Annotated in this window: 26 protein-coding genes; 9 read left to right on the forward strand and 17 right to left on the reverse strand. The window is 42.5% G+C overall.

Translation table 11 applies throughout. The annotated features are described in order from the left end of the window. Nucleotides 1-124: 124 nt before the first annotated feature. Nucleotides 125-1,306 carry an MFS transporter gene (locus NST25_RS22640; protein WP_339244384.1) on the reverse strand — a complete coding sequence of 394 codons (1,182 nt, stop codon included), beginning with the start codon at nucleotides 1,304-1,306 and terminating at the stop codon, nucleotides 125-127. Between the two features lie 183 nt (nucleotides 1,307-1,489). Here NST25_RS22640 and NST25_RS22645 point away from each other — a divergent pair, with 183 nt between their 5' ends. From NST25_RS22645 to NST25_RS22655, 3 genes are all read left to right on the forward strand, one after another. Then, entirely contained in the window at nucleotides 1,490-2,350 is an 861-nt protein-coding gene (locus tag NST25_RS22645; RefSeq protein ID WP_340392525.1) for a LysR family transcriptional regulator, read from the forward strand. 80 nt (nucleotides 2,351-2,430) lie between these two features. Beyond that, on the forward strand, nucleotides 2,431-2,838 hold the full coding sequence (locus NST25_RS22650; RefSeq protein WP_076279218.1) for a VOC family protein: 408 nt from the start codon (nucleotides 2,431-2,433) through the stop codon (nucleotides 2,836-2,838). An 82-nt stretch (nucleotides 2,839-2,920) separates the two neighbouring features. After that, nucleotides 2,921-3,397, forward strand: a complete 477-nt coding sequence (locus NST25_RS22655; RefSeq protein ID WP_076194765.1) for a hypothetical protein — start codon at nucleotides 2,921-2,923, stop codon at nucleotides 3,395-3,397. Nucleotides 3,398-3,500: 103 nt separating this feature from the next. On the opposite strand, the gene NST25_RS22660 is transcribed toward NST25_RS22655, so the two are convergent. From NST25_RS22660 to NST25_RS22670, 3 genes are all read right to left on the reverse strand, one after another. Next, the gene (locus NST25_RS22660) at nucleotides 3,501-3,830 is read right to left on the reverse strand and encodes a DUF6678 family protein (RefSeq protein WP_218642214.1); all 330 of its coding nucleotides are present in this window, start codon (nucleotides 3,828-3,830) and stop codon (nucleotides 3,501-3,503) included. Between the two features lie 348 nt (nucleotides 3,831-4,178). After that, nucleotides 4,179-4,694: a hypothetical protein gene (locus tag NST25_RS22665; RefSeq protein WP_218642215.1), complete on the reverse strand. Its 516-nt coding sequence runs from the start codon at nucleotides 4,692-4,694 to the stop codon at nucleotides 4,179-4,181. Further along, nucleotides 4,666-5,319 carry a hypothetical protein gene (locus tag NST25_RS22670; RefSeq protein WP_218642216.1) on the reverse strand — a complete coding sequence of 218 codons (654 nt, stop codon included), beginning with the start codon at nucleotides 5,317-5,319 and terminating at the stop codon, nucleotides 4,666-4,668. Before NST25_RS22670 ends, NST25_RS22665 begins: the two co-directional genes overlap by 29 nt. A gap of 190 nt (nucleotides 5,320-5,509) precedes the next feature. Here NST25_RS22670 and NST25_RS22675 point away from each other — a divergent pair, with 190 nt between their 5' ends. Next, nucleotides 5,510-5,701 (forward strand): hypothetical protein, encoded by a 192-nt coding sequence (locus NST25_RS22675; protein WP_076220132.1) that lies wholly within the window; start codon nucleotides 5,510-5,512, stop codon nucleotides 5,699-5,701. Between the two features lie 428 nt (nucleotides 5,702-6,129). Here the strand turns inward: NST25_RS22675 and NST25_RS22680 are convergent, their stop codons facing one another. The 3 genes from NST25_RS22680 to NST25_RS22690 form a co-directional block, all read right to left on the reverse strand. After that, the gene (locus NST25_RS22680; RefSeq protein ID WP_340392528.1) at nucleotides 6,130-6,945 is read right to left on the reverse strand and encodes an ankyrin repeat domain-containing protein; all 816 of its coding nucleotides are present in this window, start codon (nucleotides 6,943-6,945) and stop codon (nucleotides 6,130-6,132) included. A gap of 520 nt (nucleotides 6,946-7,465) precedes the next feature. Beyond that, nucleotides 7,466-7,942, reverse strand: a complete 477-nt coding sequence (locus NST25_RS22685) for a hypothetical protein (RefSeq protein WP_076220135.1) — start codon at nucleotides 7,940-7,942, stop codon at nucleotides 7,466-7,468. Between the two features lie 619 nt (nucleotides 7,943-8,561). Continuing rightward, nucleotides 8,562-8,915 carry a hypothetical protein gene (locus NST25_RS22690; RefSeq protein ID WP_340392530.1) on the reverse strand — a complete coding sequence of 118 codons (354 nt, stop codon included), beginning with the start codon at nucleotides 8,913-8,915 and terminating at the stop codon, nucleotides 8,562-8,564. 460 nt (nucleotides 8,916-9,375) lie between these two features. Here NST25_RS22690 and NST25_RS22695 point away from each other — a divergent pair, with 460 nt between their 5' ends. Beyond that, on the forward strand, nucleotides 9,376-9,531 hold the full coding sequence (locus NST25_RS22695; protein ID WP_256717512.1) for an IS110 family transposase: 156 nt from the start codon (nucleotides 9,376-9,378) through the stop codon (nucleotides 9,529-9,531). A gap of 271 nt (nucleotides 9,532-9,802) precedes the next feature. On the opposite strand, the gene sigJ is transcribed toward NST25_RS22695, so the two are convergent. Continuing rightward, a complete protein-coding gene (sigJ, locus tag NST25_RS22700) occupies nucleotides 9,803-10,666 on the reverse strand; it encodes an RNA polymerase sigma factor SigJ (protein ID WP_340392531.1) in 864 nt (287 codons plus the stop codon). A 39-nt stretch (nucleotides 10,667-10,705) separates the two neighbouring features. Further along, entirely contained in the window at nucleotides 10,706-11,890 is a 1,185-nt protein-coding gene (locus NST25_RS22705; protein WP_340392532.1) for an FAD-dependent oxidoreductase, read from the reverse strand. Nucleotides 11,891-12,109: 219 nt separating this feature from the next. Here NST25_RS22705 and NST25_RS22710 point away from each other — a divergent pair, with 219 nt between their 5' ends. Next, on the forward strand, nucleotides 12,110-12,283 hold the full coding sequence (locus NST25_RS22710) for a hypothetical protein (RefSeq protein ID WP_179087558.1): 174 nt from the start codon (nucleotides 12,110-12,112) through the stop codon (nucleotides 12,281-12,283). A gap of 655 nt (nucleotides 12,284-12,938) precedes the next feature. Here the strand turns inward: NST25_RS22710 and NST25_RS22715 are convergent. Next, nucleotides 12,939-13,910: an aldo/keto reductase gene (locus NST25_RS22715; protein WP_340392533.1), complete on the reverse strand. Its 972-nt coding sequence runs from the start codon at nucleotides 13,908-13,910 to the stop codon at nucleotides 12,939-12,941. A gap of 120 nt (nucleotides 13,911-14,030) precedes the next feature. Here NST25_RS22715 and NST25_RS22720 point away from each other — a divergent pair, with 120 nt between their 5' ends. After that, on the forward strand, nucleotides 14,031-14,471 hold the full coding sequence (locus NST25_RS22720; protein WP_042193018.1) for a MarR family transcriptional regulator: 441 nt from the start codon (nucleotides 14,031-14,033) through the stop codon (nucleotides 14,469-14,471). 367 nt (nucleotides 14,472-14,838) lie between these two features. Here NST25_RS22720 and NST25_RS22725 read toward each other — a convergent pair whose 3' ends face one another. Together NST25_RS22725 and NST25_RS22730 are read right to left on the reverse strand one after the other, a co-directional pair. Further along, entirely contained in the window at nucleotides 14,839-15,192 is a 354-nt protein-coding gene (locus NST25_RS22725; protein WP_076310136.1) for a VOC family protein, read from the reverse strand. 160 nt (nucleotides 15,193-15,352) lie between these two features. Continuing rightward, on the reverse strand, nucleotides 15,353-15,964 hold the full coding sequence (locus tag NST25_RS22730) for a DedA family protein (RefSeq protein WP_076130264.1): 612 nt from the start codon (nucleotides 15,962-15,964) through the stop codon (nucleotides 15,353-15,355). An 85-nt stretch (nucleotides 15,965-16,049) separates the two neighbouring features. Between NST25_RS22730 and NST25_RS22735 the strand changes: the two genes are divergently transcribed. Further along, on the forward strand, nucleotides 16,050-17,495 hold the full coding sequence (locus tag NST25_RS22735) for a hypothetical protein (protein WP_340392534.1): 1,446 nt from the start codon (nucleotides 16,050-16,052) through the stop codon (nucleotides 17,493-17,495). Nucleotides 17,496-17,740: 245 nt separating this feature from the next. Then, nucleotides 17,741-17,953 (forward strand): hypothetical protein, encoded by a 213-nt coding sequence (locus tag NST25_RS22740; RefSeq protein WP_038572647.1) that lies wholly within the window; start codon nucleotides 17,741-17,743, stop codon nucleotides 17,951-17,953. Between the two features lie 85 nt (nucleotides 17,954-18,038). Here NST25_RS22740 and NST25_RS22745 read toward each other — a convergent pair whose 3' ends face one another. The 5 genes from NST25_RS22745 to NST25_RS22765 all read right to left on the reverse strand — a co-directional run bounded on the left by NST25_RS22745 (nucleotide 18,039) and on the right by NST25_RS22765 (nucleotide 21,467). Next, complete coding sequence (locus NST25_RS22745; protein ID WP_076308237.1) at nucleotides 18,039-18,350, reverse strand: hypothetical protein; 312 nt, start codon at nucleotides 18,348-18,350, stop codon at nucleotides 18,039-18,041. A 120-nt stretch (nucleotides 18,351-18,470) separates the two neighbouring features. Next, nucleotides 18,471-19,346 (reverse strand): transporter substrate-binding domain-containing protein, encoded by an 876-nt coding sequence (locus tag NST25_RS22750; protein WP_340392535.1) that lies wholly within the window; start codon nucleotides 19,344-19,346, stop codon nucleotides 18,471-18,473. Between the two features lie 19 nt (nucleotides 19,347-19,365). Further along, nucleotides 19,366-20,121, reverse strand: coding sequence for an amino acid ABC transporter ATP-binding protein (locus NST25_RS22755; RefSeq protein ID WP_076134604.1), 756 nt, complete (start codon nucleotides 20,119-20,121; stop codon nucleotides 19,366-19,368). 22 nt (nucleotides 20,122-20,143) lie between these two features. Continuing rightward, nucleotides 20,144-20,821, reverse strand: a complete 678-nt coding sequence (locus tag NST25_RS22760; RefSeq protein ID WP_340392536.1) for an amino acid ABC transporter permease — start codon at nucleotides 20,819-20,821, stop codon at nucleotides 20,144-20,146. Continuing rightward, a complete protein-coding gene (locus NST25_RS22765; RefSeq protein WP_076186917.1) occupies nucleotides 20,802-21,467 on the reverse strand; it encodes an amino acid ABC transporter permease in 666 nt (221 codons plus the stop codon). Before NST25_RS22765 ends, NST25_RS22760 begins: the two co-directional genes overlap by 20 nt. Nucleotides 21,468-21,564 lie beyond the last annotated feature (97 nt).

Consider the following 21,564-nt stretch of genomic DNA (forward strand, 5'->3'; position numbering starts at 1 on the left):
TAGGTTTTTTTCTACAGTTCATTTCCATTATCCTGCCCGCTAGTTGAATTACACCACGTACGTTCATAGGTCCATGCAAGCACAACTTCACTAATTGATCAACATGAAGTATCACACGAAACCTTTAATGGAGACGAGAAATGGATGGAGAACTTTTTTTATTTCCTATAGCCATTTGAACGATAATCTGAAGCACGATGATTACAGCCAAACCATAGAATGCTTGAACGAAGCTGCCTGTTGCATCGTGGAGCCAGCCAATCGCTAGCGGCCCAAGCGCTCCGAGAATGTAGCCACCAGATTGGGTCATTGCGGACCAGCTACTAGCTTCTTGAGCATTACTTGTTTCATCAATGGGCAACATCAGTGCAATCGGGAACAGCCCACCCGCTCCAATACCGAGTGGAATCGCCGCGAGCCAGGGGCTAACGGATAGGTTCAGCATCAGGACACCCATCAACTCCAATAAAGCACACCCGACAAGCCAGAATACACGTCTTTGGTAACGATGTACAAGCATCGGAATGAACAAAGTAGAGGGCAGCGATATCAATGTAAATAAAGTTTGGATTTTGCCAGCAGTTTCTTGGCTATACCCCTGGCTTTGGATTGCTGGCGCAAGCCAGGCGGTCAACGAATAGAAGATCGCTGCCATCAGCCCGAAGAATAATGTCAGCACCCAGGCACGTTTGTTGTTCACCGGAAGTGGTGCATTAAGTACACTCGAGATTTTACCGGATTGTCGATCTGTGCGCGCAGACCAGGCTAATCTCAACCAAATCGGCAACGCAATGGCTGCCAGTAATGCCCATACAGCCAACGAGCCTCTCCACGAACCACCCAATGTATGCTGTAGCGGAACCGATAGTCCCACACTAATGCTGGCCCCCATCACCATCGCTGTAGAGTAAATACCCACCATGGATGCCACTCGGTCAGGGAAATACTGCTTAATGAAGCTGGACAACAGCGGCCCTGCCAATGCAATTCCTACACCGGAAAGAAAAGAAGTGAACATCATCAAAGGAGTTGTACCAACAAACCATCGTAATCCCGTACCTAACCCAATGAGGATTAAAGCCAGAACAATTGCGCCCTCATTTCCCCACCTTCTGCTTAATCGTACGGAGAACGGAGCAAATATGCCCATGCATAATACCGGAAGTGCGGTTAACAAACTGGCGGTAATCCCGCTTATACCCAAATCATTCTGAATGATGCTCATTAGAGGAGAAATGGATGTAATGGGTGGTCGTAAATTCAGTGAAGCCAGGATAAGCGCCAAGACGATATAAAAAAGTTTCATTATGAATCACCTCATGGTAGTAGTATCGATGCATTCTCCCATGATCCTATTTGTTAATAACAGATCTTTGGGAGGTGCACGATTAAGTATAGAATCATTACAATGATTGAACAATACTATAGTTTCTATTAAAATGATTACTAAAACCAATGATTAGAGGTCATTCATATGGAGATTCGTCAGATGGAAAACTTCATTGCTGTGTGTGAGGAGCTTCATTTTACACGAGCAGCTGAGAAGCTTGGCATATCTCAGCCTACGTTGAGTCAACAAATACGCGCACTTGAGGATGAACTCGGAGTTCCCTTATTTGACCGAGTCGGCAAAAAGGTTGTGATGACTCAAGCAGGAAATCTGTTTTTGGAGCACTGTGTACAGATGATTCGGCATTTACAGAATACCCAGGATGCGTTAGCTGAATTACGCAATGATCAACGAGGTCGGTTGGTAATTGGTGTTCTCCCTTCCGATCTAGACTACCGGCTCACCCCATTGCTCGTGAATTTTCATACGCGATTCCCCAAGGTGCAGCTGAAGCTTATCTCATCGATCTACGTCTTGAATCAAGTACTGGATAATGAAGTAGACATCGGGATCGAGATCACCTCTGCTCCAGATGATCGGCTTGTACGCATTCCCTTGTGCAGTGAAGAATATGTACTTGTCGTTTCTGAGAATCATGATTGGGCTGAACGAAGCACGATTGTAATCCAGGAACTGCGTAATATCCAAACTGTGATGTTCCCCGAAGGATTTACAGGCAGAGAATTGGTTGATGGCTATTGCCGTAAATATGGATTCAGCTTAAATACGATCATGGAGACCAGTTCGGCAACTTCCATTATTAGCTTGGTGAAAGCCAACGTCGGAGGAACATTGCTGCCTTACCGTTTGATCCAAGCAATGAATGAACCAACATTACGCTGCATCCGAATTACAGACGATCCGCCATATCGTCACTTTGAGATCATTCATCGGTCCGACCGTTTTCTGACAAAATCGGCCAAGTCATTTATTGAGAAAACTATCGAGTATTTCAATTAAAGGTGAGTTGCGAAAGAGATCGCTTCTGCTGCCAGAAGTAGAGTATAGTAGGAATGAAAATATATTAGGAGGCTACAGCCATGTCACAGGAGATTTGGATTAACCTGCCAGTCAAAGATGTTGAGAGGTCAACTGCCTTTTTCAATGAGCTTGGATTCCAAGCGGTGAGTGTTGGGAACGAGAGAGCTAAGCTTGTAATAGGTCAAACAACAATTCTGCTGTTCCCGGATGCGGCGTTTGAGAAATTTACTGGTTCAAAAACCGCAGATACTTCCCATAGCGCTGAAGTAATCTTCTCCATTGGTGCTGAAAGCAGAGAAGAAGTAGATGCTTTTATCCAAAAAGCAGAGTCTGCCGGAGGAAACATCTTTGGCAAGCCAAGTGAAACTGACGGCTGGATGTACGGCGCAGGATTTGCCGACCTGGACGGTCACCGCTGGAATCTGCTGTACATGGATGAGAGCAAAATGCCAAAACGCGAAATTTGAAGCGAAACGCCAACACCAACAAATCCAAGATATGGTGTAATGATTCGGGCTTATACGTTGATGAAAAGAGCTGGGGAACGGAATGAATAAAGAAAATAGGGACTTCGCTGAACGAGTTCTTAAACATCTTTGTATTGGGGCAAAAATTGATGGTCTTAGATTTGGAGTATCAAGTGGTGCTACTCAAGTTTATTTAACTAAGTATGAAGGCTTCGATGATTTAGCTGGTCAACTGTACCTGAACATTGAATCAAAGTGGACTATATTGGATTCAGTTCCCTCTCAATACCCTAGTAATGAAAGTCAAATTGCAGATGTTTCTGAGGAAGAAAAATACAGTCAGATCATAAAGATGAGACGTGAAAAGATTATAGATATACAATTGGGAGACAGCACTCCACATTTAATTATAAGCTTTGAATCAGGTAGCATACTATTTGTTATTGGTTTTCATGAGAAGTATGAATGTTGGCAGGTGGGAGTAGAATCTGATAACTGGCTAGTTGTTGCATGTCCAATGAATGGAATTGCTACATGGACTTCAAATAAATTTGAATAATAATAAAACACTCCATTGTCAGGAGTGTTTTTTCTTTTATATACAGATATACATTTAATGGTCAAACTGTACTTTGTGTTTGGAAGCATTGAGGTGAAGCGTATTATATATAATCAATGAATTCATTAGTTTTGTTATATCCATAAATTATGATGGAGTCGGTAGTTACTTCACCTGGAACATGTATTTTTTTCAAGATTTGAATTAAATCAGCATTTATCGAGTCATTTTCAGCATGAATTTCTAACCACTCAATAAATTTGTAACCACCATCTGAAAAATGGTAATACCAATCTCCATCCCAAAGGCTGATATAGCCAGTATCAATGTCTTTAATCCTCCATTTGGTTGGAAAGGCATAGTTGAGCATTGCTTGTCTTATTTCTTCCCATTTTGTGTTGTTCATTAAAGGTTTTAGTTCATTTGAATCCATATATTCACCTTTTTCATCCATCAGTACTGAACGTGTTTATTCCACTTCATCATTTTCTCTTGTACAAAACTTCCCGGTAGTTGAATGAAGGCAGCTGATCGCATTGACTGACGGGCTGCCTTATCATGTTTATTGAACTAACGTGTCCCGTTAGCGTAATGCAATCAGTAAAAAACTTACCCATACCTACGGTTCACCACTTTGGTTGAAGCGGTGAATTTTGGAGCCACTCTTATATCAACCGAGCACTCATTTTCGGCACGTGACAATTTTCCCAATTAGCTTTTATGAACGCCCGATGCATGAGCAAGCGTGTTGTACTTGAGATAATCATCATATTACTGATCGTCACTCTGCTGTGAATTGTTGTGTTGAGTTCACACCCTCCACAACTTGGCCGCTAGACAGATAGTAATCTCTTTGCACTGAACCGTCTGTTTTGGTGCTTTTGACCACAAAGACCTGGCCTACTTCTATCGGCATCAGATAGTTATCGTAAGGAAGATAATTGTCCACCAGTGGAAGGTCTTGGATATCTTCATAGGCGTCCTCCAATCGCCAAAATTCTCGATAGGCGTAATCCTTGAACCCGTTCAAATCCTGCTTACCAAAATAAGATGCTGCATATTCCTTGCCCTGTAAGGAGATGTAATCTACTCTGGATGGCTCAATATCTTTAGCAATCCAACTTAGGTTCTCAGAATAAATGTTATCGCCATAATGCTCCTGTAATTGATTGCCCATACAAGGGATGGATTGGGTCTTATAGTCCATTTCATCAAGCCCGGTATGCGCTGAGCCGTAAATGCCCATAACGCTCTCATTGCCCAACTTCTCAAATTCGCGAATAAAGTTTTCCGTCATCGTGTCTTCCCGATATACGCCGTCTTCTTTGCTGTAAAAAACACGGCCTTGCCGGATCGCTTCCATTGTTAAAGTATACTTCTCCGATTCTCCCAGATCGTTTGCCACAAGATAAATAGCGGCTCCCGGTAGTTTCATATTGATGCCCGATGTCTGTGCCGTGGAAAATCGTCTCCGGACACTCGCTCTTTATTTTTTTGTAGAACTCTTTGACATCAGGGTTGTGACTACGTGTCCGTTCCCAATCATCATAAATCTCCTCTAAAATATCATCATTGTCCGACTGCATCCATAGATTCAAGTATTCGGCGGTAAAATAGGGCAGCTCGACGAATAAGTGCCTCATGCCCTCGTTATGGTAGTATTGAGACCACAATTTATATTCCTTGTCCAATATCTTGGCTACGCCGTGTGCTTCACCGTACAGATAAATGCTGCCCGATGCTTGCGCTACCACAGGTGTCACTATAGTCGGCTGCGCAGATTTACTTGCTGTCTTGCCTGCGGTGGAATTATCGCAGGCAGTAAGGCTACTGACCACAAGTATAACGATCAGGGTAAGCAGCAGAGGTTGTACAAGCATCATTTTCGCTTTGGCTACGAAGGTGAGATTATGGTCATTCATAAACTAGGATCAACCTTTCATGTACATTTATAAATCCATAATTTGGTATTCCCTTTCCCGTTAGTTGAACAAGCACGCTTTCTTTTATTACACAATATCTTCGTACTGTTCATTAGTACTTTTTAATAATGAAACCTACCTTTGGTATAATTCGTATTAATTGTTAAATATTTTATTGAGGATGGTTATTATGAATCAAGAAAACTTAACTTGTAAAGCTTGTGGAAGTACTACCTTTGCTAAAGGTGAAGTGAACGCTGTGGATGCTAGAGTAATGCCAATCGGTAAATCTTTTACTTTTGGCTCCCCGGTTATATATACATTTTGTAAAAGGTGTGGGGAAGTAGCCTCAATTAAAATTACAAAACCCGAGAAATTTTGAACCCGCAGAACTGGATATTTCAAAATTCACTAATGCAGTAAGTGGGCATCAGATTAAGTTGGTATAATATATTTCTTTAATTACTATTTTTTTGAAAAAGGGGTTAAATATGAAGAACGAAAAGAAGGAAAATCAAAATATTTATAAATGGTTCTCCATTATTAGTATTACATTAATACCTCTCGCTGCCGGCATCGGAATTGTATTTGATATTAATCGGGATCCAATACAACTTCTTATTATGACTTTAGGTTTTTTAAGCATCTCTTGGATTAATTGGTCAAAGTATAAAGAGAAATCTAAGTTGTAAATACTTTTGCTTCACAGTATGTGTCAAATGCGACATAAAACCTCCACTTATCTTGTTCAACTATCCTGCCCGTTAGTTCAATACAAAGATCCCATGAACACTATATAAACTCCTATCTCTAGTTAGAATTAATCAAATTTACGATTTCGATTTGGTTTGTTTCAATAGCTATGTCCAAAGGGCTTCCATTATAAGATGATACTTTTCCTTTAAATTTTACAAGTGTTTTAAAGTCAACACCTTGTTCTAATAATAGTTGAACTATCTCCTTATATCCTAAACTGCAAATCCAAAACAACAACTCTGATTTAGGGGTTGTCTCACTTTTGTAATCCGCCCCATTTGCTAATAAGTATTCAGCTATTTTGAGATTATTTCTCCAACAGGCCCACTTAAACGCTGTTGAAAAATACTTTTTATGGATTCCATTTTCTACCAGTGTTTTAGTCGCTTCTAAATTCCCTCCATCAAGATTCGTTGTAAAATCAAGTAGAGAGCTTTTTAGACCGTCATCTTGATTTATATCTACGCCCCTGGATAATAGTAATTCAATTATCTTCCTACTTCCGAGAGCACATGCAAAATGAATTGGTTGAAGATTGTTAGGGCCTTTAGAATGAATGTCTGCTCCTTCTTCAATTAAATATTTGGTTATATCGTAGTGGTTGTTAGTAATAGCAATTGATAAAGGCGTTTGTCTTCCGACATCTTTAATTTCCTTGTCTGCCCCTGCTTCAATTAAAAGTTTCACAATATCCAGATTTCCGTTTTTGCAGCAAATTTGTAACGGAGTCCCTTGGATTGGATTTGAATAGTCAGTAAGTTTTTTATTGAGTATATTTGGCTTAACATTAATCAATAGTTTTTGAACCAAATCTTTATTTTGGTTGTAACAAGCAGAATGTAAAGTTTCTTCAATTATCATTTTTGTCATACTAAACATCCTCTCGAATCATATATTGCAAGAGTTTCTATAACGTTGCGGCTTATGGTCACTAGTACCAGTGGCACCCACGCCTCTTAGCCGGTTGGATGTGCCTACCGACGCATTCCTCTTCGAAATCCATCGGGCGGATCCAAGGACAACTTGCTGGACCGCAGTGTGAATGCGATGTTATTTGATGTTGCCTCTTCTCATGCATCTACAAGGGTTAGGCAATTACGTCTAACATATTACACGAAATTCGCAAATATCCAATCTCATAGAAACATTCGTTAGCATTTGGCCTTGTCCTCTTATGTATTGTGGCGACTCCACTTAATAAAGGAAAGGAGTAGCTGCCGTAGCATACTGCTCCTTGTTTGTTCAACTATAGTTCCCCGTTCGTTAGCTTAATGAAATACTCCTAAGTTTTGTACGAATTTCATGACCAAGTTTACTGGGGAATATTTCTATAAAACTTATCTTCACATACTTCAATTGTTCCTACGCCTTCGAGTGTTGCGGCAATGCATCATGGGCAGAGACCATATTTTCGTTTTCCATTTGTTGGAACAGCCAACTTCAGGAATTGAAACGTTTCGCCTTCAAAGGCTGCTGTCCACACAAGTCCATCCAAATAGTAGTTATCCAATTCCTCTGCTCTCCTCGTGGGTGTACCTAGCTTAGTTTCGATCTGGGCTCTTAAATCACTTTGTAACAATCCATAGGGAAGCGGACCATTATATTTTCCATGTTTCTTATTTTCTTCCATGATCGTCATTGTTAATTCGTCAAATATATAATCACCCTCGCTTTTCTTGGTGATACCGTTGTTTTCAGCGCCAACATCGAAATGGAGAACTACTCCCTCTCCACTCACAAAATAGGTCGTAGCAAGATTCCTCCGCACAGTCGGCCGCCAAGTTATCTTGTCCCGCGAAAGCTGATCGACCAAAGGAGGGTAAACGCTGCTGTGTCCCAAATATTCAATGTAATCCAGAGGGTTCATTTCTGCCTCTTCCTTCCTGCTTTTAGTTTTAATTATCCCGGTTTTTCGTTCAAGGGCCAATGCCATCTGCCCGTTAGCCGAACAGGCTGCCGTTCATGCCGGCAGTCCTGCATCTTTGTGCTATCGTTCCCCGTTCGTTGAATGATTTGGAGCTGAGGTTTAGTAAATAATATCGTGTTGCTCTCCATCTTTTGGGTCGTTTATAATAACCCACTGACCCTCGTCTATGTTGAGCTCCTCAATGCAATATTTTCATGGGTATCAAATAAAAATACATAAACACCATTCTTAGATTCATAAATCATTACCTTTCTTATCTTTCCAATTGGTTCTGTAAGAAGAGCATACATTCTCATTTCATTACCCCATCGAATCTTTTATCATCATCTTACCATTACGCTAAAACTGCCAGTTACTTCAACAAATGAAAAAGGAGCTGTAGCATGGCAAGCTCCTCAACTATAGTTCTCCGTCAGTTCAGTAACAAACAGTCTGAAGAAAGCAGTAAAGAGAGGAATTTCTCCCCTACTTAATTCAATGAGTAATTGGTGCATTTTCGATTTGCCTCGCACATGCACTTACATAAGATCCCTACATTACTTTGTTGGGAATATGAATACTAATCTTCTGGCATTTTCCAACCCGTTTCCTCATCCCAAATGGCATCCGTATCATCTAGATGCACATGCCAATCCCCATTAGAAATACTTCTTCTAATATCCGTCAAACAAGTCAACCAATAAAACAGCGCATGCAATGTATCTTCAAAATCATCTGAAAAGGGCAGCTTTGTTGAACCTGCAAAGATCACTGATGGTTCATCCTGCTCATAGTCATAAACACAAAATGTTTCTCCAATATCCTTCATTTCAAAACCCGCATTGTATTTATCAATGATGGCCGTTATCTCTTGCTCCTCACTGTTGGTAAGGTTATGGTTTCTCATACAAGTGTAATAAACAGAAATCCCCATGCTACATTTCTCCTTTTTTATAATTTTAACAACGATCACTCAAGAACTTACGTTCTTATTATTATGCCATATTAATCCATTGTAAGTAAATATTCATTGCATTAAACTGCCCGTTATTAACATCATTAATGAAGCAAAGAACCACCCAGAAGAAAGGGCCCTCCCAACTGGGTGATTCTTTTTGAACGAAAGTATTCATTTCTAGATTTTCGCTCAAAAAAAAGCCGAAAATATTAGAAGAACTATATATGGCACTTTACCTGAAAAGAAGAGAGGTGACTTGAAATGGACTTTTGTGTGAGTGGTTACACCGTGGATACGGGAAGCGAAATCCTGGAATATGTAGAGGCTGCTGATGAACGCCAGGCTTACAGGATGGTTTCAGATAAACATAGTCGGCTAAAAAGGGGGTACGCTATCTGTAGTGTGTCGCATCTGGATGGAACAGAGGAGTACTCGAATGTCAGAACAAATCTTAGTCGAAATTGGGACCAACATTAAGAAGCAGTTTCCCAGTGCTGCGCATTTATGCTCATGGGCTGGACTTGTGCCTGGGCATAACGAAAGTGCAGGAAAAAGAATATCTATTAAATCTAAAACCGGAAACAAAATTTGAAGTCCGCCTTAGTTGAAGCAGTCCATTCCGTAGAAGCCTCAAAGAACTATCTTGGTGCCATGTACAGACGAATAGCGGCAAGAAAAGGAAGAAAAAGGGCTGCAATCTCTGTCGCGCATGCTATGTTGAGAATAGCCTACTATTTGTTGACTCGTGAAGAAATGTATGTGGCTCTAGGCGAAGATTACTTTGACAAGCCCTTTTGCTTTCTCACCATGCGCAATACGCATCTTCATAACGATTCTAACGGCGATTTTTTTCAATCCTCTTTTCATTTCAATAAATGCCTCAGCTTATCTGGGTTCCTAACAAAATATAAGTTGCGAATCGAATTTCTCTCGACATGCATGAGCGCAACAGTTATGTTGTCCTCTCCTGAACGGATAACAAGTCCAGTTTGGCCATTTATATCCCTCATTTCTACATGCACGCCTGCTTCGTAATGAGGAGCCTTACGAATTAAGCCGAGAAGGAACCGGGCGACGAGATCGCACGATTCAATAGGATGGACGGCGGCGATGGCTTTACCTCCTCCATCTGAGACCAACACGACATCTTTGGAGAGCATGGATACAACCATATCCACGTTACCCTGTTCGAGAGCTGCTAGGAGTCGACGGACCCACTCTTCGCTTGCTGCTTCGGGATTGACTGGTTCATCGGGGGTAATCCCCATCTTTCCTCTCGCACGGCTGATCAGCTTGCGGCAATTCGCTTCGCTTTTGCAAACGAGCTCGGCAATATCAGCATATTCAAAGCCGAGCGCCTCACGAAGTACGAACACAGCCCGTTCCGTAAGGGACAGCCTTTCAAGCAATACGAGCATAGCATAAGACAGCATCTCGCCTTGAACAACCGATTCAAACGATACATCATTAGGAGTAAGAAAGGGCTCAGGAAGCCATTGCCCGAAATATTGTTCCCGCCTCTTACGCGCCGATTTGAATAAATCCCGACAGCGATTAGTTACCATTTTGCACAAATATGCTTTAGGTTCAACCAAACGTTCCAGCTTTACATCATGCAACTTCAGGAATACGTCCTGCACAACATCCTCCGCATCGGAGACCGATCCAGTCAGTTGGTAGGCAAGCGTTAATAGCAGCCCTTTATAATGCTCATATAACTCCTGCATCTTACAATTCCATCCTTTTCCACCAACCCTCTGTTTACATTATTTTAACAGACTTCCCGAATCCCATGTGAATTTCCTTATTCGCCAACCCAGCTTTCCTGTAAAGGTAATATCTAACCCCCATTGATGTATCCATACCATTCCCTTCTCCGGACCTAAGGCAAAACAAAAAAAATCAATAAATCCCCTATGTGGAGGTGCTTGACGCCCTGCAATATCCGCCGACAAAATCTTTCCAAGCCTTGCCGCTTGGGCGGTCGCTTCCTTACACGTCTTCCCATCCACCCGTACACTAGCAGGGTCTACGATTCGGGCGCAGTCGCCGATACTGTATACACCCTGGGCCCCTTGAACCCGATAACTTGCATCTACGACCACGTATCCTTCCGAAGTGATCGGCAACCCGATGCTTTGCAGCATTGGGTTGGGTAACAGCCCCAGCGTCCAGACACATAAGCCAACGGACATCGTCTCGCCGTTAGATAAGGTTAACACTCCCTCTTTCTCCTGTAACACCCTACTCCCATGTAAGGTAGTTACTCCGCAAGCGTCAAGTGAACGTTCCAGTTTAAGCCCTATCTTTGCCGGTCCTTCTAGGAAAAGCCTCTTATTCGCGTTAAATAATTTTATTCTCACAGCACTCGGGTCAAGTCCCAATAATAACGCATCTTCACGAATAAAATAAGCTAGTTCGGCAGATGTCTCGATGCCGCTTATACCCGCTCCAACAACGGCAATGGTCATTAATCTCTGACGTTCTTCCGCGCTTTTTTCTTTTACGGCTTTTTTTATATTCGCGCGCCACGCCTCTCGTATCTTCCACGCAGCGTCTAAACTCGCTAATGCCATACCTCCCTGTTCAGGGTCAGGTTGCCGCACGACGCTGCCTACCGCCAAAACGAGGAGGTCATATTTTATCGAATTCTTATTTCCTTCAGCATCCTGACAAAGTAGCCTTCTTTCCTCTGATTCGATTTTCGTTACAGTAGCCCGAACGAATTCAACCCCTTCGGGAAATAACCTAGTTAGAGGGATAGTAATTTCTTCATATCCGACCGCGGGCTTAACAAGCAATACTTTGCGAAAGTGATAAGAGTTCTTATCGATTAAAATAAGTCGGAGTTTTCGTTTACTTTCTTGACCCTTAAATGTTTTCCAAATCGCTTTAATTGCATTAATACCTGCATATCCTCCGCCAATAACGATGCATGTCAATTCTTTCATTACAACCACTCCTTATTCCGTTTGCATATACAACGAGATAAGGGGTCGTTTTGTGACAACAACGATATGTCAATGACTGCCGATTATCTGTGCTTGAAAAAATCTGCCCCCTCAAAGACTCTTTCCAAATCTAGAAGTTGACAGAAGTCCGTCAAGGCAGACGACGTCTAGCAGTACGTGCTCGACCGGCTTGCCAAGGTCGCCCAGAAGCCGAAAATTGTGGAGGACGTTGTGCGGAAGCTGAATAAAGATCGGACCGTGAACGTGGTTCCTTTACAAAAGGAACAGGAAGCAATCGACAAGGAAATCGCCACCATTGATGCTCAGCGCAAGAAATACTTCAGGCTTTACGAAAGGGATGGAGTGGACGAAACCTGCTGCTCGATCGGTTAAGCGAGTTCAAGGAACAGAACGAATGCCTCCTTGAGCGTAAAATTAACGTAGAGCAGCGGCTCATGGAATGCGCTTCTGACCCTATCCCAGTGAAGCAGGTGCAGCAATTGCTGGGCCAATTCCGCTCGTTGCCGCTCACTTCTCCCCCGGAAACACAGAAGACCATTTCCAGAATGTCATCAGGCAGATTCACTTCGGCGTCCCAAAGGACATGCGAAGCATAGAACTTAAATTCAACCCGCAGGTGCAACAGCATTTTTTTGAACTGGCCCCTTACGCCGAAATGGCGGAAGGGGCATTGGCTGTGAATCGGCAAAAGTCCCCTTCCAGATACATCATCAATATATAGCACAAATAAACTCGCAGTAGCCTGTTTACTCACTATTCCGATCGGAGCGTGACCTACCCTGCTCCTATGGTCTGTATGCTGTAAATACAGGCTCCTGCGAGTTTTTCTCCAAAAAACTTACCCCTACTTGATACGGTTCACCGCGATGGCTGAAGCGGCATGTTTTTGAAACTGGCGTAGAATTCTTAAGTGTTACAAACACCTTTTGTGGCTCCCCTTTCGTGGGAGTTTCCATGCATCAACTCTTCATGGATCGTATCCATGAAGAGTTGAATACATAGTATTCGTTGTATAGATGTGTCCAATTTATACTAATGGATGTGGTACATAAAGTTCTTCTAAACTGGTAATTTCTTCAGGTGTCAATTTAACCGACAACGCCGAAACGGCATCTTCGAGATGGCTGGTCTTGGTCGAACCGATAATTGGGGCAGTGATCTCTTCTTTTTGCAGCAACCATGCAAGAGCAACTTGTGCGCGTGGAATTCCTTGGTTAGCAGCAACTTCCGCAACTCTCTCTGCTACTTTACGATCAGCCTCTTCCGTTTTAATAAACAACGCTTTAGCTATCTGGTCATTCTCGGATCGTGAGGTCTGTTCACTCCAATCCCTAGTTAACCGGCCTGCAGCCAAAGGCAGGTAAGGAGTGACGCCAACTCCCTCGTCTTTGCAAAGGGGGAGCATTTCTCTTTCTTCTTCCCGGTAGAGCAGGTTTAATCTATTCTCCATAGAGACGAACCGTGTCCAACCGTTGCGCTCTGCAACATGCTGAGCTTTCGCAAACTGCCATGCCCGCATGGAAGATGCTCCGAGGTATCTGACCTTGCCCGCCTTAACTAAATCGTGAAGAGCCTCCATCGTCTCTTCAATCGGCGTATTTGGATCCCACCGATGGATCTGGTACACATCGACGTAGTCTGTTCCGAGTCGTCTTAGACTATTATCAATTTCGGTCAAGATGGCCCTGCGGGAAAGTCCCATAGCATTCGGACCTTTGCGCATCGGAACAAATACCTTTGTAGCTATGACGACTTCGTCACGATGAGCGAAGTCCTTTAAGGCACGCCCGAGGATTTCTTCACTTGTTCCGTCGGAATACATGTTGGCGGTACTGAAAAAGTTGATGCCCAATTCGAGTGCCCTCTTAATAATCAGTCTGCTTTGCTCCTCATCCAGAGACCATGGAGTATTGCCGCGTTCAGGTACGCCGAAACTCATGGTTCCAAGGCTTAACTTCGAAACCTCTAACCCGCTGCGTCCAAGCTTCACATATTCCATTTAATAACACACTCCTTATATATTTGTAGGGGAAGGCGTTACGCCTTTAAGTTGACATATCAACCTAGGAAACATAGTAACACCTTGTGGTTGATGCGTCAACCATGATATTATAATCGTATGGATATAAACGAACTTAACGAAGATGAAATGCGGATATGGAATATGTGGAAAGGCTCCTTTAAACGAATCTTCGGTCGCGTTGTAAAAGAGATGTCTGAACACACAGGACTCTCAGAGGGTGATTTTGGAGTATTAGACCGGCTAGTCCAATTTGGCAATGGTAAGCTTCGCCAACAGGAATTAGCTGACTCGATGGACTGGGATAAGAGCCGACTATCACATCACCTAACGCGAATGGAAAAACGAGGTCTAGTTCTGAGGAAACCTCTAGACACAGATCGCGGTGTTCAAGTCATCATTACTTCCGCCGGAAGGTCAGCCTTAGACGAAGCCCTTCCCATAGTCTCAAAGGCAATACGCAAGCATTTTCTAGATCTATTAACCGATCAAGACATTGAGTCGATTACTACACTGGCGGAAAGAACAACAACATCCTGATTGCTGTTTTTGATGTAAGGAACCGGCCCCTTCCGCCAAAATAGCGGAGAGGGCATTTTCTTTCTTATCGGGCAGAGGGAAGATTCTCCGCAGGCATCCTTGTCATATGTTTCCCCTTACCCGTCCCGCCACGTGCTTGAACCCCGTTCTGACTATAATCCAAGTTTTTGTCACTAAGACGCACCAACCCAAAATAAAAAAACTTGCCACTACTTATGGTACGGTTCACCGCGTTTGATCTTAAACTAAACTGCCCGTTAATTGAATAAAGGCAGCCGATCCACTCATCGGCTGCCTTATGTCATCATTTAGCTATCGCTATTCGATAGTTTAATAATCAAGATTTCTGCACGCCGTGACCACTCTTCTAATGTCTATGCTCAAGGATGTTGATAAGTTTGCCAAACGGATCGCGGACATAGAATCGCCGAACACCCCAAGGCTCATCAATAAGCCCATATTCTATCGGAAATCCAGCTTTCTTCATGCTTTCAAATGTAGCATCGACATCATCGACTTCAATTGATAGATCAGGCGTAGGCGTTTCTGAGCCACCCTGTGAGGCAAAACTAATCTGAATGCTCATCTCCTCGTCTAAACCATAAGTTCTAATCCAACCATGATCCATCATTAAATCAAGACCGAGCACATCCTCGTAGAAGCATTTAGCTGCCGCGATATCCTTCGTGTTTATATTGGCGACGATTCGTTTGACCTTCATTTCAAACCTCCCAGACAGAAGTAGATTATCCTTGAATATAGAATGCATTCAACATATAACAGTTAATTCTAGCCTCGACGTTCCTGACCTTTATTTATCCATATTAAGCTGCGGAGGCTCACCGAGCAGAAAACACCAGAAAACACCCGAAGAGCTGGCATTAAGTCTGGTTACGAAATCTCCGTACTAACCACCTCAACACAAGAAGCACCACGATTCCGCAAATGGTATAACTGATTGGGCGAATAAATTGCTCCACGATACCCCAGTTGTCACCTAAGCGGTATCCCAGATAGATCAAAGCTAAGTTCCACGGGATACAGCCGAGTGCTGTAAATGTTATGAATCTCCAAGCTTTCATTCCAGCAACCCCTGCGGGCAGTGAGATAAAAGTACGAATAAAGGGCAACATACGAGTAAAAAATACGGTACTCTCGCCATAACGCTCGAACCAACGCTCCGATTGCTCCAAATGATGCTCATTTAGGAGAATATATTTTCCGTATTTTTCTAATAACCGGCGTCCACCAGCCTTACCAATATAGTAGGCAATGATGGAACCCAGTAGGTTTCCGAATATCCCAGCGACAGCAACTTCCATAAAAGTAAGCGAGCCTTGCGCAATCAGCCAGCCACCGCTGAGCATAATCACTTCACTGGGAATGGGAATACAGGCACTCTCTAGAATCATCCCTAACCAGATGCCCCAAATACCCATAGAATTAACAAGGTGAAGCGCGGATTCAGATATCCACGTAAATAGTTGATGCATGAGTGTTCACTCCGCTTCATAAATTTTACTATTCCTTAAGAAAGTCTCTTTATAATTGAACAAAAAACGGGGGGAAAACAAAATAATGATGAAATTCAATATACACAAATTTTTGTATGGCATATTCGTTATAGCCGCTATCTTGCTGATGTTCCCTAAATTTTCTTACAATGATCCCGATACCTTCTGGCATATAGAGCTAGGACAATATATGATCGGGCACGGACAAGTTCTACATCATGCCATACATACTTTTTACGGAGATAAGCTGCCCTACGTCCCTCATGAATTCGGATTCCAGCTGTTCGTTGCCCCGCTTTATGCAGCTTTTGGATGGCCGGGTGTGTATATTTTGACCGCTGTATGCTTGTTCTTTTTAGTGCTCGGATTGCTTCGGCTGGGTAAGGTTTCACGCAAAGAACTGGGACTTCAAGAAGACCATGTTCTCCTGCTCCCTTTTGTGCTGCTAATTTCTTGCTGGATTTATTATAATTATTTCAAAGGCCGTCCACAGATGATCTCTTCGTTTATGATTGTCTGGTTTTTCGTATATTTACGTGAATATCAAATGAGTTCTCAAAAGAAATATGCCGCTGCGATGATTGCTCTTTCTATTGCCATTGCCAATTTTCATGCAGGAGTATGGCTTGTAATTGCTGTATTTACAGGGATGGCTCTGCTTGAATCCTTGATCCAAAAAACGCTGAATGGGCGTAAAATCATAGTCTTCAGTCTCGTCTGGTTCGTTGGCATTCTAAATCCAGGCGGCGTAAAAAGTCTCTTGTTTATTTTGACAGTTACGAAGAAAAACTTTAACCTGCTGATCAATGAATGGCAGCCGATTCGGTTCAATAGCTTGGAGAATTTGCCCATCTTACTATTGCTTTTGTTCTTTGCCTGCACACTTCCTTTTGCACTCCAGCGTAAACCGTTCCGTTTTTTTCTTATGCTTGGGATTCTATACCTCGGTGTATCAAACTTCAAGCAAAACCTGTTTATGTGGCTGTTCATCCCCTATTTTGCGGCTGTATTTTTTGATGCGCTTCCTGAATTCACCAAAACAGGTATTCTAGTCCGACAAAGTACATTACGAGGGTTACTGGCAGTTGGCCTGCTGCTAAACATTGCTTATCTATTCCTTGTACCACCAGTTATTGACGCCAAAAAATATCCTGTCGATGAAATGGACTATATTCTACAGCATACATCTGAAGGTACACGTCCCAAAGTTCTCGCCCACTACGGTTCATCCGGCTATGTCATGTTTCGAGGGGGAGATGTGTTATGTGATGGCAGACAAGATCCCTTCGTGACAAAAGATTCTCTTGGCGTATTGGGTTGGACTGCTTTTGAACGCTCGATGCACGGATTCTCTGAATACCTTCCCGAGATCGTTAAATACGATCAGCCCGATTATGTAATTACGAGCAAAAAGGTCTCATATAAACTACTCAAGGAATGGACACAAAAATTCGGTCAGCCCGTATTTACGGGGACCTATGGCAGTGTCTTCTCGTTTATCCCAGAGTAATGATCCGGCACATTAATTCCTCACTCTGTAGAACGCAAAAAAACGCTGACCTGAGGCAATCTAGCCTATAGTCACCGATCCGCAAATAAGTATTCTGATTAATAACATCCGCATGGTAAGGATATACATAATTACGACAAATAAGAAAAATAAGTTAGTAAAATATCAAATCTAGCGTTGATTGTTCCTAAATTGTATAGTATTTTATGGAAGAAAGGTAATTTAAAAGAAGGGAGGAATTAAAAATGGACAAGATGTGTATGGAAATGATGATGAACATGTGTATGGATGATATGATGTCTAAGATGAACTGTATGAAGATGGGCATGGAAAAAATGTCTGAAATGGGCATGATGGATATGAACATGGATATGATGATGAAAAAAATGCAGGACTGCGATGAAATGATGACTATGTGTATGACAATGATGCGCGAAGGAATGCAAATGTCTAAGTAGCCTATAGACCATCGTAAGTTTGGCAGAGCAGACTAACTGCATGCCTTTTTTTATTTTCTATTTATTATTACAATGTGAGCTTAAATTATATCCTGATATATCTACTCTGAATCTTCTTCGATAGATTAATCCGTTCCTGCTTTAACTCCCAGATTTTCTCTTTCCACCGATACTGCTCTACTGGATCCGCACTTTCCCTCAGCTTATTAAATAAATCCATTAATATTGCATTTATATCGTCGAATTGAATCCACAGCTCTTTCACACTTTGTTCTGTTGTCTCAGCATGAGAATTCTTACTCAGCTTATTCAAACGATCTATGATGTCAGCTTGCCACTGTCCATCGTTAATTGCTTTGGCGTAGTTTAGAAGATCCAGATAATCATCGACAGACATTTTCACCGACTCCTTATTCTGTGTATACCCAGTATTATACTCGGCATTATAGAAATTGCAATAGTCTATCTGTAGAAAAGGCATCTTCTCAGATGCCCCCGCAATGTTATTCCCAATCCGTTACTGGATTTTCCCGCCTTCAACGACAAGCTCATCAGTATATCCTTCACCGTAAATTTCATTTAAGGTTTCTTTGTAGGCTTGATGGATAAATTGTTCTTTACCAAGGGTATCAAGTTCTGTATTAATCCAGTCCAGCAATTCCTTATTCCCCTTTGCCACTGCTGGAGCTATTGTATCCTGACCCCCGAAAGCAGGAATGCTGACCGTAAATCCAGGATTTGATTTAGCCCAAGCAATGAGTTCTGTATTATCGTTAGCGATTGCCGCCCCCCGACCATCTTTAAGCGCTGCAAAAATCTCGGTGTACTGATCGAATTTGAGCAATTCAATATCCGGATATTCTTTGGTAAAATAGGTTTCCGCTGTCGTACCTTTAGCTACAATGAGCTTTTGCTTGTTCCCTTTTAATTGATCAATGGAAGTGATTGGAGCACTGTCTGGGGATACGATCCCAAAGGACAATTTCATGTACGGATTAGCAAAATCCACTTTTTCTTTTCTTTCCTCGGTGACCGTAAAGTTAGCCATAATGATATCAACCTTACCCGATTCAAGATATGCAACGCGGCTGGCAGCATCAACTAACACAAATTCAACCTTCGATTCATCCCCTAGCAGATCCTTGGCAAAGCGTTTGGCAATATACACATCAAACCCTTGGTTTTTACCCTCAGCGTCCACATAACCAAAAGGTGGTTTGTCTGCAAATACGCCGATCTTAATCTTCCCTTTCTTCTTTAGCTGTTCAATAGAAGTGAATTTAGAAGATGCTGAGTTTCCGTTGTTATCCGAACTATTTCCGCAAGCAGCCAATCCCATCAATAATATACTTACACCTACCAGCAACGTTAGCCATTTCAAACTTTTCTTCATTTCTCTTCCTCTCCTATTTCTATAATTTTTCGTACTGAAATATATCCAGAAAATGCTGGGCACGTTCTGTCGCAGGGTGGGTAAAAAATTGTTGCGGGGCAGCGATCTCACATATCTTGCCTTGATCCATAAACACGATCCGATCCCCAACCGATTTGGCAAACCCCATTTCATGAGTCACGATGATCATCGTCATTCCTTGCTGAGCAAGCCCTAAGATGACATCAAGCACTTCCCGAACCATTTCCGGATCCAAGGATGCCGTTACTTCATCAAATAACATAATCTCCGGGTTCATACATAAAGCTCTTACTATAGCTATTCTCTGCTTTTGTCCACCGGAAAGCTGGCGTGGATAGTCCAGTTTACGCTCAAGCAGCCCAACCCGCTCTAAGAGCTGTTCCGCTTGCTGCGTTGCTTCTTTAAGCTCTCTCTTTTGTACTTTCAGAGGGCCTAGAAGAATGTTATCCATAACCGTCATATGCGGGAATAACTCATAATTTTGAAAGACCATTCCGATATGCTGCCTAACTTCACGCCAATCTACAGCAGCCCCCGCGAGGTTCTGCCCACGATATTGTATCGCCCCTTCCTGAACCGGTTCCAAACCGTTAAGACAACGCAAAAACGTACTTTTTCCACAGCCAGAGGGACCGAGAATAACGATTACTTCTCCTTTTTCCACCTGCAATTCAATGCCGTCCAGAACCTTTCGCTCTCCAAAATATTTGTGTAATTGTGTAACCTCCAGCAGGAGTTCTCCGGAATCTGCCATTACAACCGTTCCTTCCTAAGCCTTAATTTTGCCATCTGCTTTCTACTTTTTTCGAAAGTCTGGATAACGGAAAACATACAGAAAAATATAATATAAAGATAAAGCCGTATACCCAGAATGAAGCGGTGGGCGCTTTTATCACGCCGAGTTCAATGATCTGCTGCCCGATCTTTACCACCTCAATCACTCCAATCAGCACCACCAGTGATGTTGTCTTGATCATTCGTGTGGCAAGATTAATCATTCCCGGCAGCATTCTGCGTACAGCCTGCGGGATCAAAATATGCCGATAAAGTTGACTGCTGCTCAGACCTAGCGCCCTGGCAGATTCCACCTGATGTTTTGGCATAGATTGCAAAGCTCCACGAACAAGATCGCCAATTTCCGCAGCTCCCCATAAGCTGAACACCAATATAGAGGTAGTCTCCCCGCTGATATCGATATGAAGTAATGGAGAGAAACTGAAATGTACTACATACAGCCACACTAGAATCGGAATAATTCTAAAGGTCTCCAAATAAAGACGTAATATAAACCTTAATGGCCTCGATCCCAGCGTCCGGAGCAATCCCATAACGATCCCTAATAACGTACCGATTCCAATAGAGAGAAATGAAATTTCAATCGTTACAAGTAAGCCCCCTAATAATCGTTCGAAATTAGAACCTTCAAAAAGCACCTCAATCCCCGAATTCTGCATATCTCACCTTCCTTTCCACCCAAGTCAATAAAAGCGATAAGGGCAGGACTAACACCAAATAGGCGAGTACCAGAAGGAGCAGAGACTCCGCTGTTTTGTAATGCATGCCGATTAAGTCTTTTGCCACATTCATCAAATCCATTAAAGCAATGGCACCCACAATAGAGGTTTCCTTCAGCAGAAAGATCGCATTTGCCCCTAAAGAAGGAATACTTATCGCAAAGGCTTGGGGAAAAATAACATATCTGACCAGCTGCAGCTTAGACAGTCCAATGCTCTGACCTGATTCAATCTGCGATTGGCTAACTGCCTCGAACCCACTTCGAAAAGCCTCCGTCATATAGCTCCCGCCCAAAAATGTCATGCCTACAATCGCACAGGTCATCTCGCTAAAGTGAATTCCGATCTTAGGTAAGCCATAGTAAAGAAAAAAGAGCTGCACAAGTAAAGGGGTGTTCCGTGAAAGCTCAATGTAGATCTTAATAACATCACTGACGATTTTGACCTTATAGTACAAGACGATACTGAACAGTAATCCAATAAGGAGTGAGAATACAATAGCTAACAACGCTAACTTCACTGTCAGCCACATCGCCTCACCATAAAGCGGCAAACTCTCGTAGATAAACTCCCAGTCTAAATTCATATCTGAGTAACCCGATCCCCTTTTCTTAATTTCTAATAATTATCAAAATCTTACATTAAACCTTACGCGTGGTGATATGATTTTATTCATACTATTC

Origin of the sequence: Paenibacillus sp. FSL E2-0190 (assembly GCF_037992965.1) — a bacterium.
Lineage (GTDB): Bacteria > Bacillota > Bacilli > Paenibacillales > Paenibacillaceae > Paenibacillus_AQ > Paenibacillus_AQ odorifer.

Excerpts from the sequence above, each read along its gene's own strand:
- NST25_RS22705 (WP_340392532.1), bottom strand. The coding sequence starts at position 11,890 with ATGAAAGAATTGACATGCATCGTTATTGGCGGAGGATATGCAGGTATT.
- NST25_RS22740 (WP_038572647.1), top strand. The coding sequence starts at position 17,741 with ATGGACAAGATGTGTATGGAAATGATGATGAACATGTGTATGGATGAT.
- NST25_RS22745 (WP_076308237.1), bottom strand. The coding sequence starts at position 18,350 with ATGTCTGTCGATGATTATCTGGATCTTCTAAACTACGCCAAAGCAATT.
- NST25_RS22660 (WP_218642214.1), bottom strand. The coding sequence starts at position 3,830 with ATGGATTCAAATGAACTAAAACCTTTAATGAACAACACAAAATGGGAA.
- NST25_RS22680 (WP_340392528.1), bottom strand. The coding sequence starts at position 6,945 with ATGACAAAAATGATAATTGAAGAAACTTTACATTCTGCTTGTTACAAC.
- NST25_RS22695 (WP_256717512.1), top strand. The coding sequence starts at position 9,376 with ATGTCAGAACAAATCTTAGTCGAAATTGGGACCAACATTAAGAAGCAG.
- NST25_RS22640 (WP_339244384.1), bottom strand. The coding sequence starts at position 1,306 with ATGAAACTTTTTTATATCGTCTTGGCGCTTATCCTGGCTTCACTGAAT.
- NST25_RS22650 (WP_076279218.1), top strand. The coding sequence starts at position 2,431 with ATGTCACAGGAGATTTGGATTAACCTGCCAGTCAAAGATGTTGAGAGG.
- NST25_RS22675 (WP_076220132.1), top strand. The coding sequence starts at position 5,510 with ATGAATCAAGAAAACTTAACTTGTAAAGCTTGTGGAAGTACTACCTTT.
- NST25_RS22655 (WP_076194765.1), top strand. The coding sequence starts at position 2,921 with ATGAATAAAGAAAATAGGGACTTCGCTGAACGAGTTCTTAAACATCTT.
- NST25_RS22735 (WP_340392534.1), top strand. The coding sequence starts at position 16,050 with ATGATGAAATTCAATATACACAAATTTTTGTATGGCATATTCGTTATA.
- NST25_RS22755 (WP_076134604.1), bottom strand. The coding sequence starts at position 20,121 with ATGGCAGATTCCGGAGAACTCCTGCTGGAGGTTACACAATTACACAAA.
- NST25_RS22760 (WP_340392536.1), bottom strand. The coding sequence starts at position 20,821 with ATGCAGAATTCGGGGATTGAGGTGCTTTTTGAAGGTTCTAATTTCGAA.
- NST25_RS22730 (WP_076130264.1), bottom strand. The coding sequence starts at position 15,964 with ATGCATCAACTATTTACGTGGATATCTGAATCCGCGCTTCACCTTGTT.
- NST25_RS22645 (WP_340392525.1), top strand. The coding sequence starts at position 1,490 with ATGGAAAACTTCATTGCTGTGTGTGAGGAGCTTCATTTTACACGAGCA.
- NST25_RS22765 (WP_076186917.1), bottom strand. The coding sequence starts at position 21,467 with ATGAATTTAGACTGGGAGTTTATCTACGAGAGTTTGCCGCTTTATGGT.
- NST25_RS22720 (WP_042193018.1), top strand. The coding sequence starts at position 14,031 with ATGGATATAAACGAACTTAACGAAGATGAAATGCGGATATGGAATATG.
- NST25_RS22750 (WP_340392535.1), bottom strand. The coding sequence starts at position 19,346 with ATGAAGAAAAGTTTGAAATGGCTAACGTTGCTGGTAGGTGTAAGTATA.
- NST25_RS22670 (WP_218642216.1), bottom strand. The coding sequence starts at position 5,319 with ATGAATGACCATAATCTCACCTTCGTAGCCAAAGCGAAAATGATGCTT.
- NST25_RS22715 (WP_340392533.1), bottom strand. The coding sequence starts at position 13,910 with ATGGAATATGTGAAGCTTGGACGCAGCGGGTTAGAGGTTTCGAAGTTA.
- NST25_RS22665 (WP_218642215.1), bottom strand. The coding sequence starts at position 4,694 with ATGACGGAAAACTTTATTCGCGAATTTGAGAAGTTGGGCAATGAGAGC.
- sigJ (WP_340392531.1), bottom strand. The coding sequence starts at position 10,666 with ATGCAGGAGTTATATGAGCATTATAAAGGGCTGCTATTAACGCTTGCC.
- NST25_RS22685 (WP_076220135.1), bottom strand. The coding sequence starts at position 7,942 with ATGAACCCTCTGGATTACATTGAATATTTGGGACACAGCAGCGTTTAC.
- NST25_RS22725 (WP_076310136.1), bottom strand. The coding sequence starts at position 15,192 with ATGAAGGTCAAACGAATCGTCGCCAATATAAACACGAAGGATATCGCG.
- NST25_RS22690 (WP_340392530.1), bottom strand. The coding sequence starts at position 8,915 with ATGGGGATTTCTGTTTATTACACTTGTATGAGAAACCATAACCTTACC.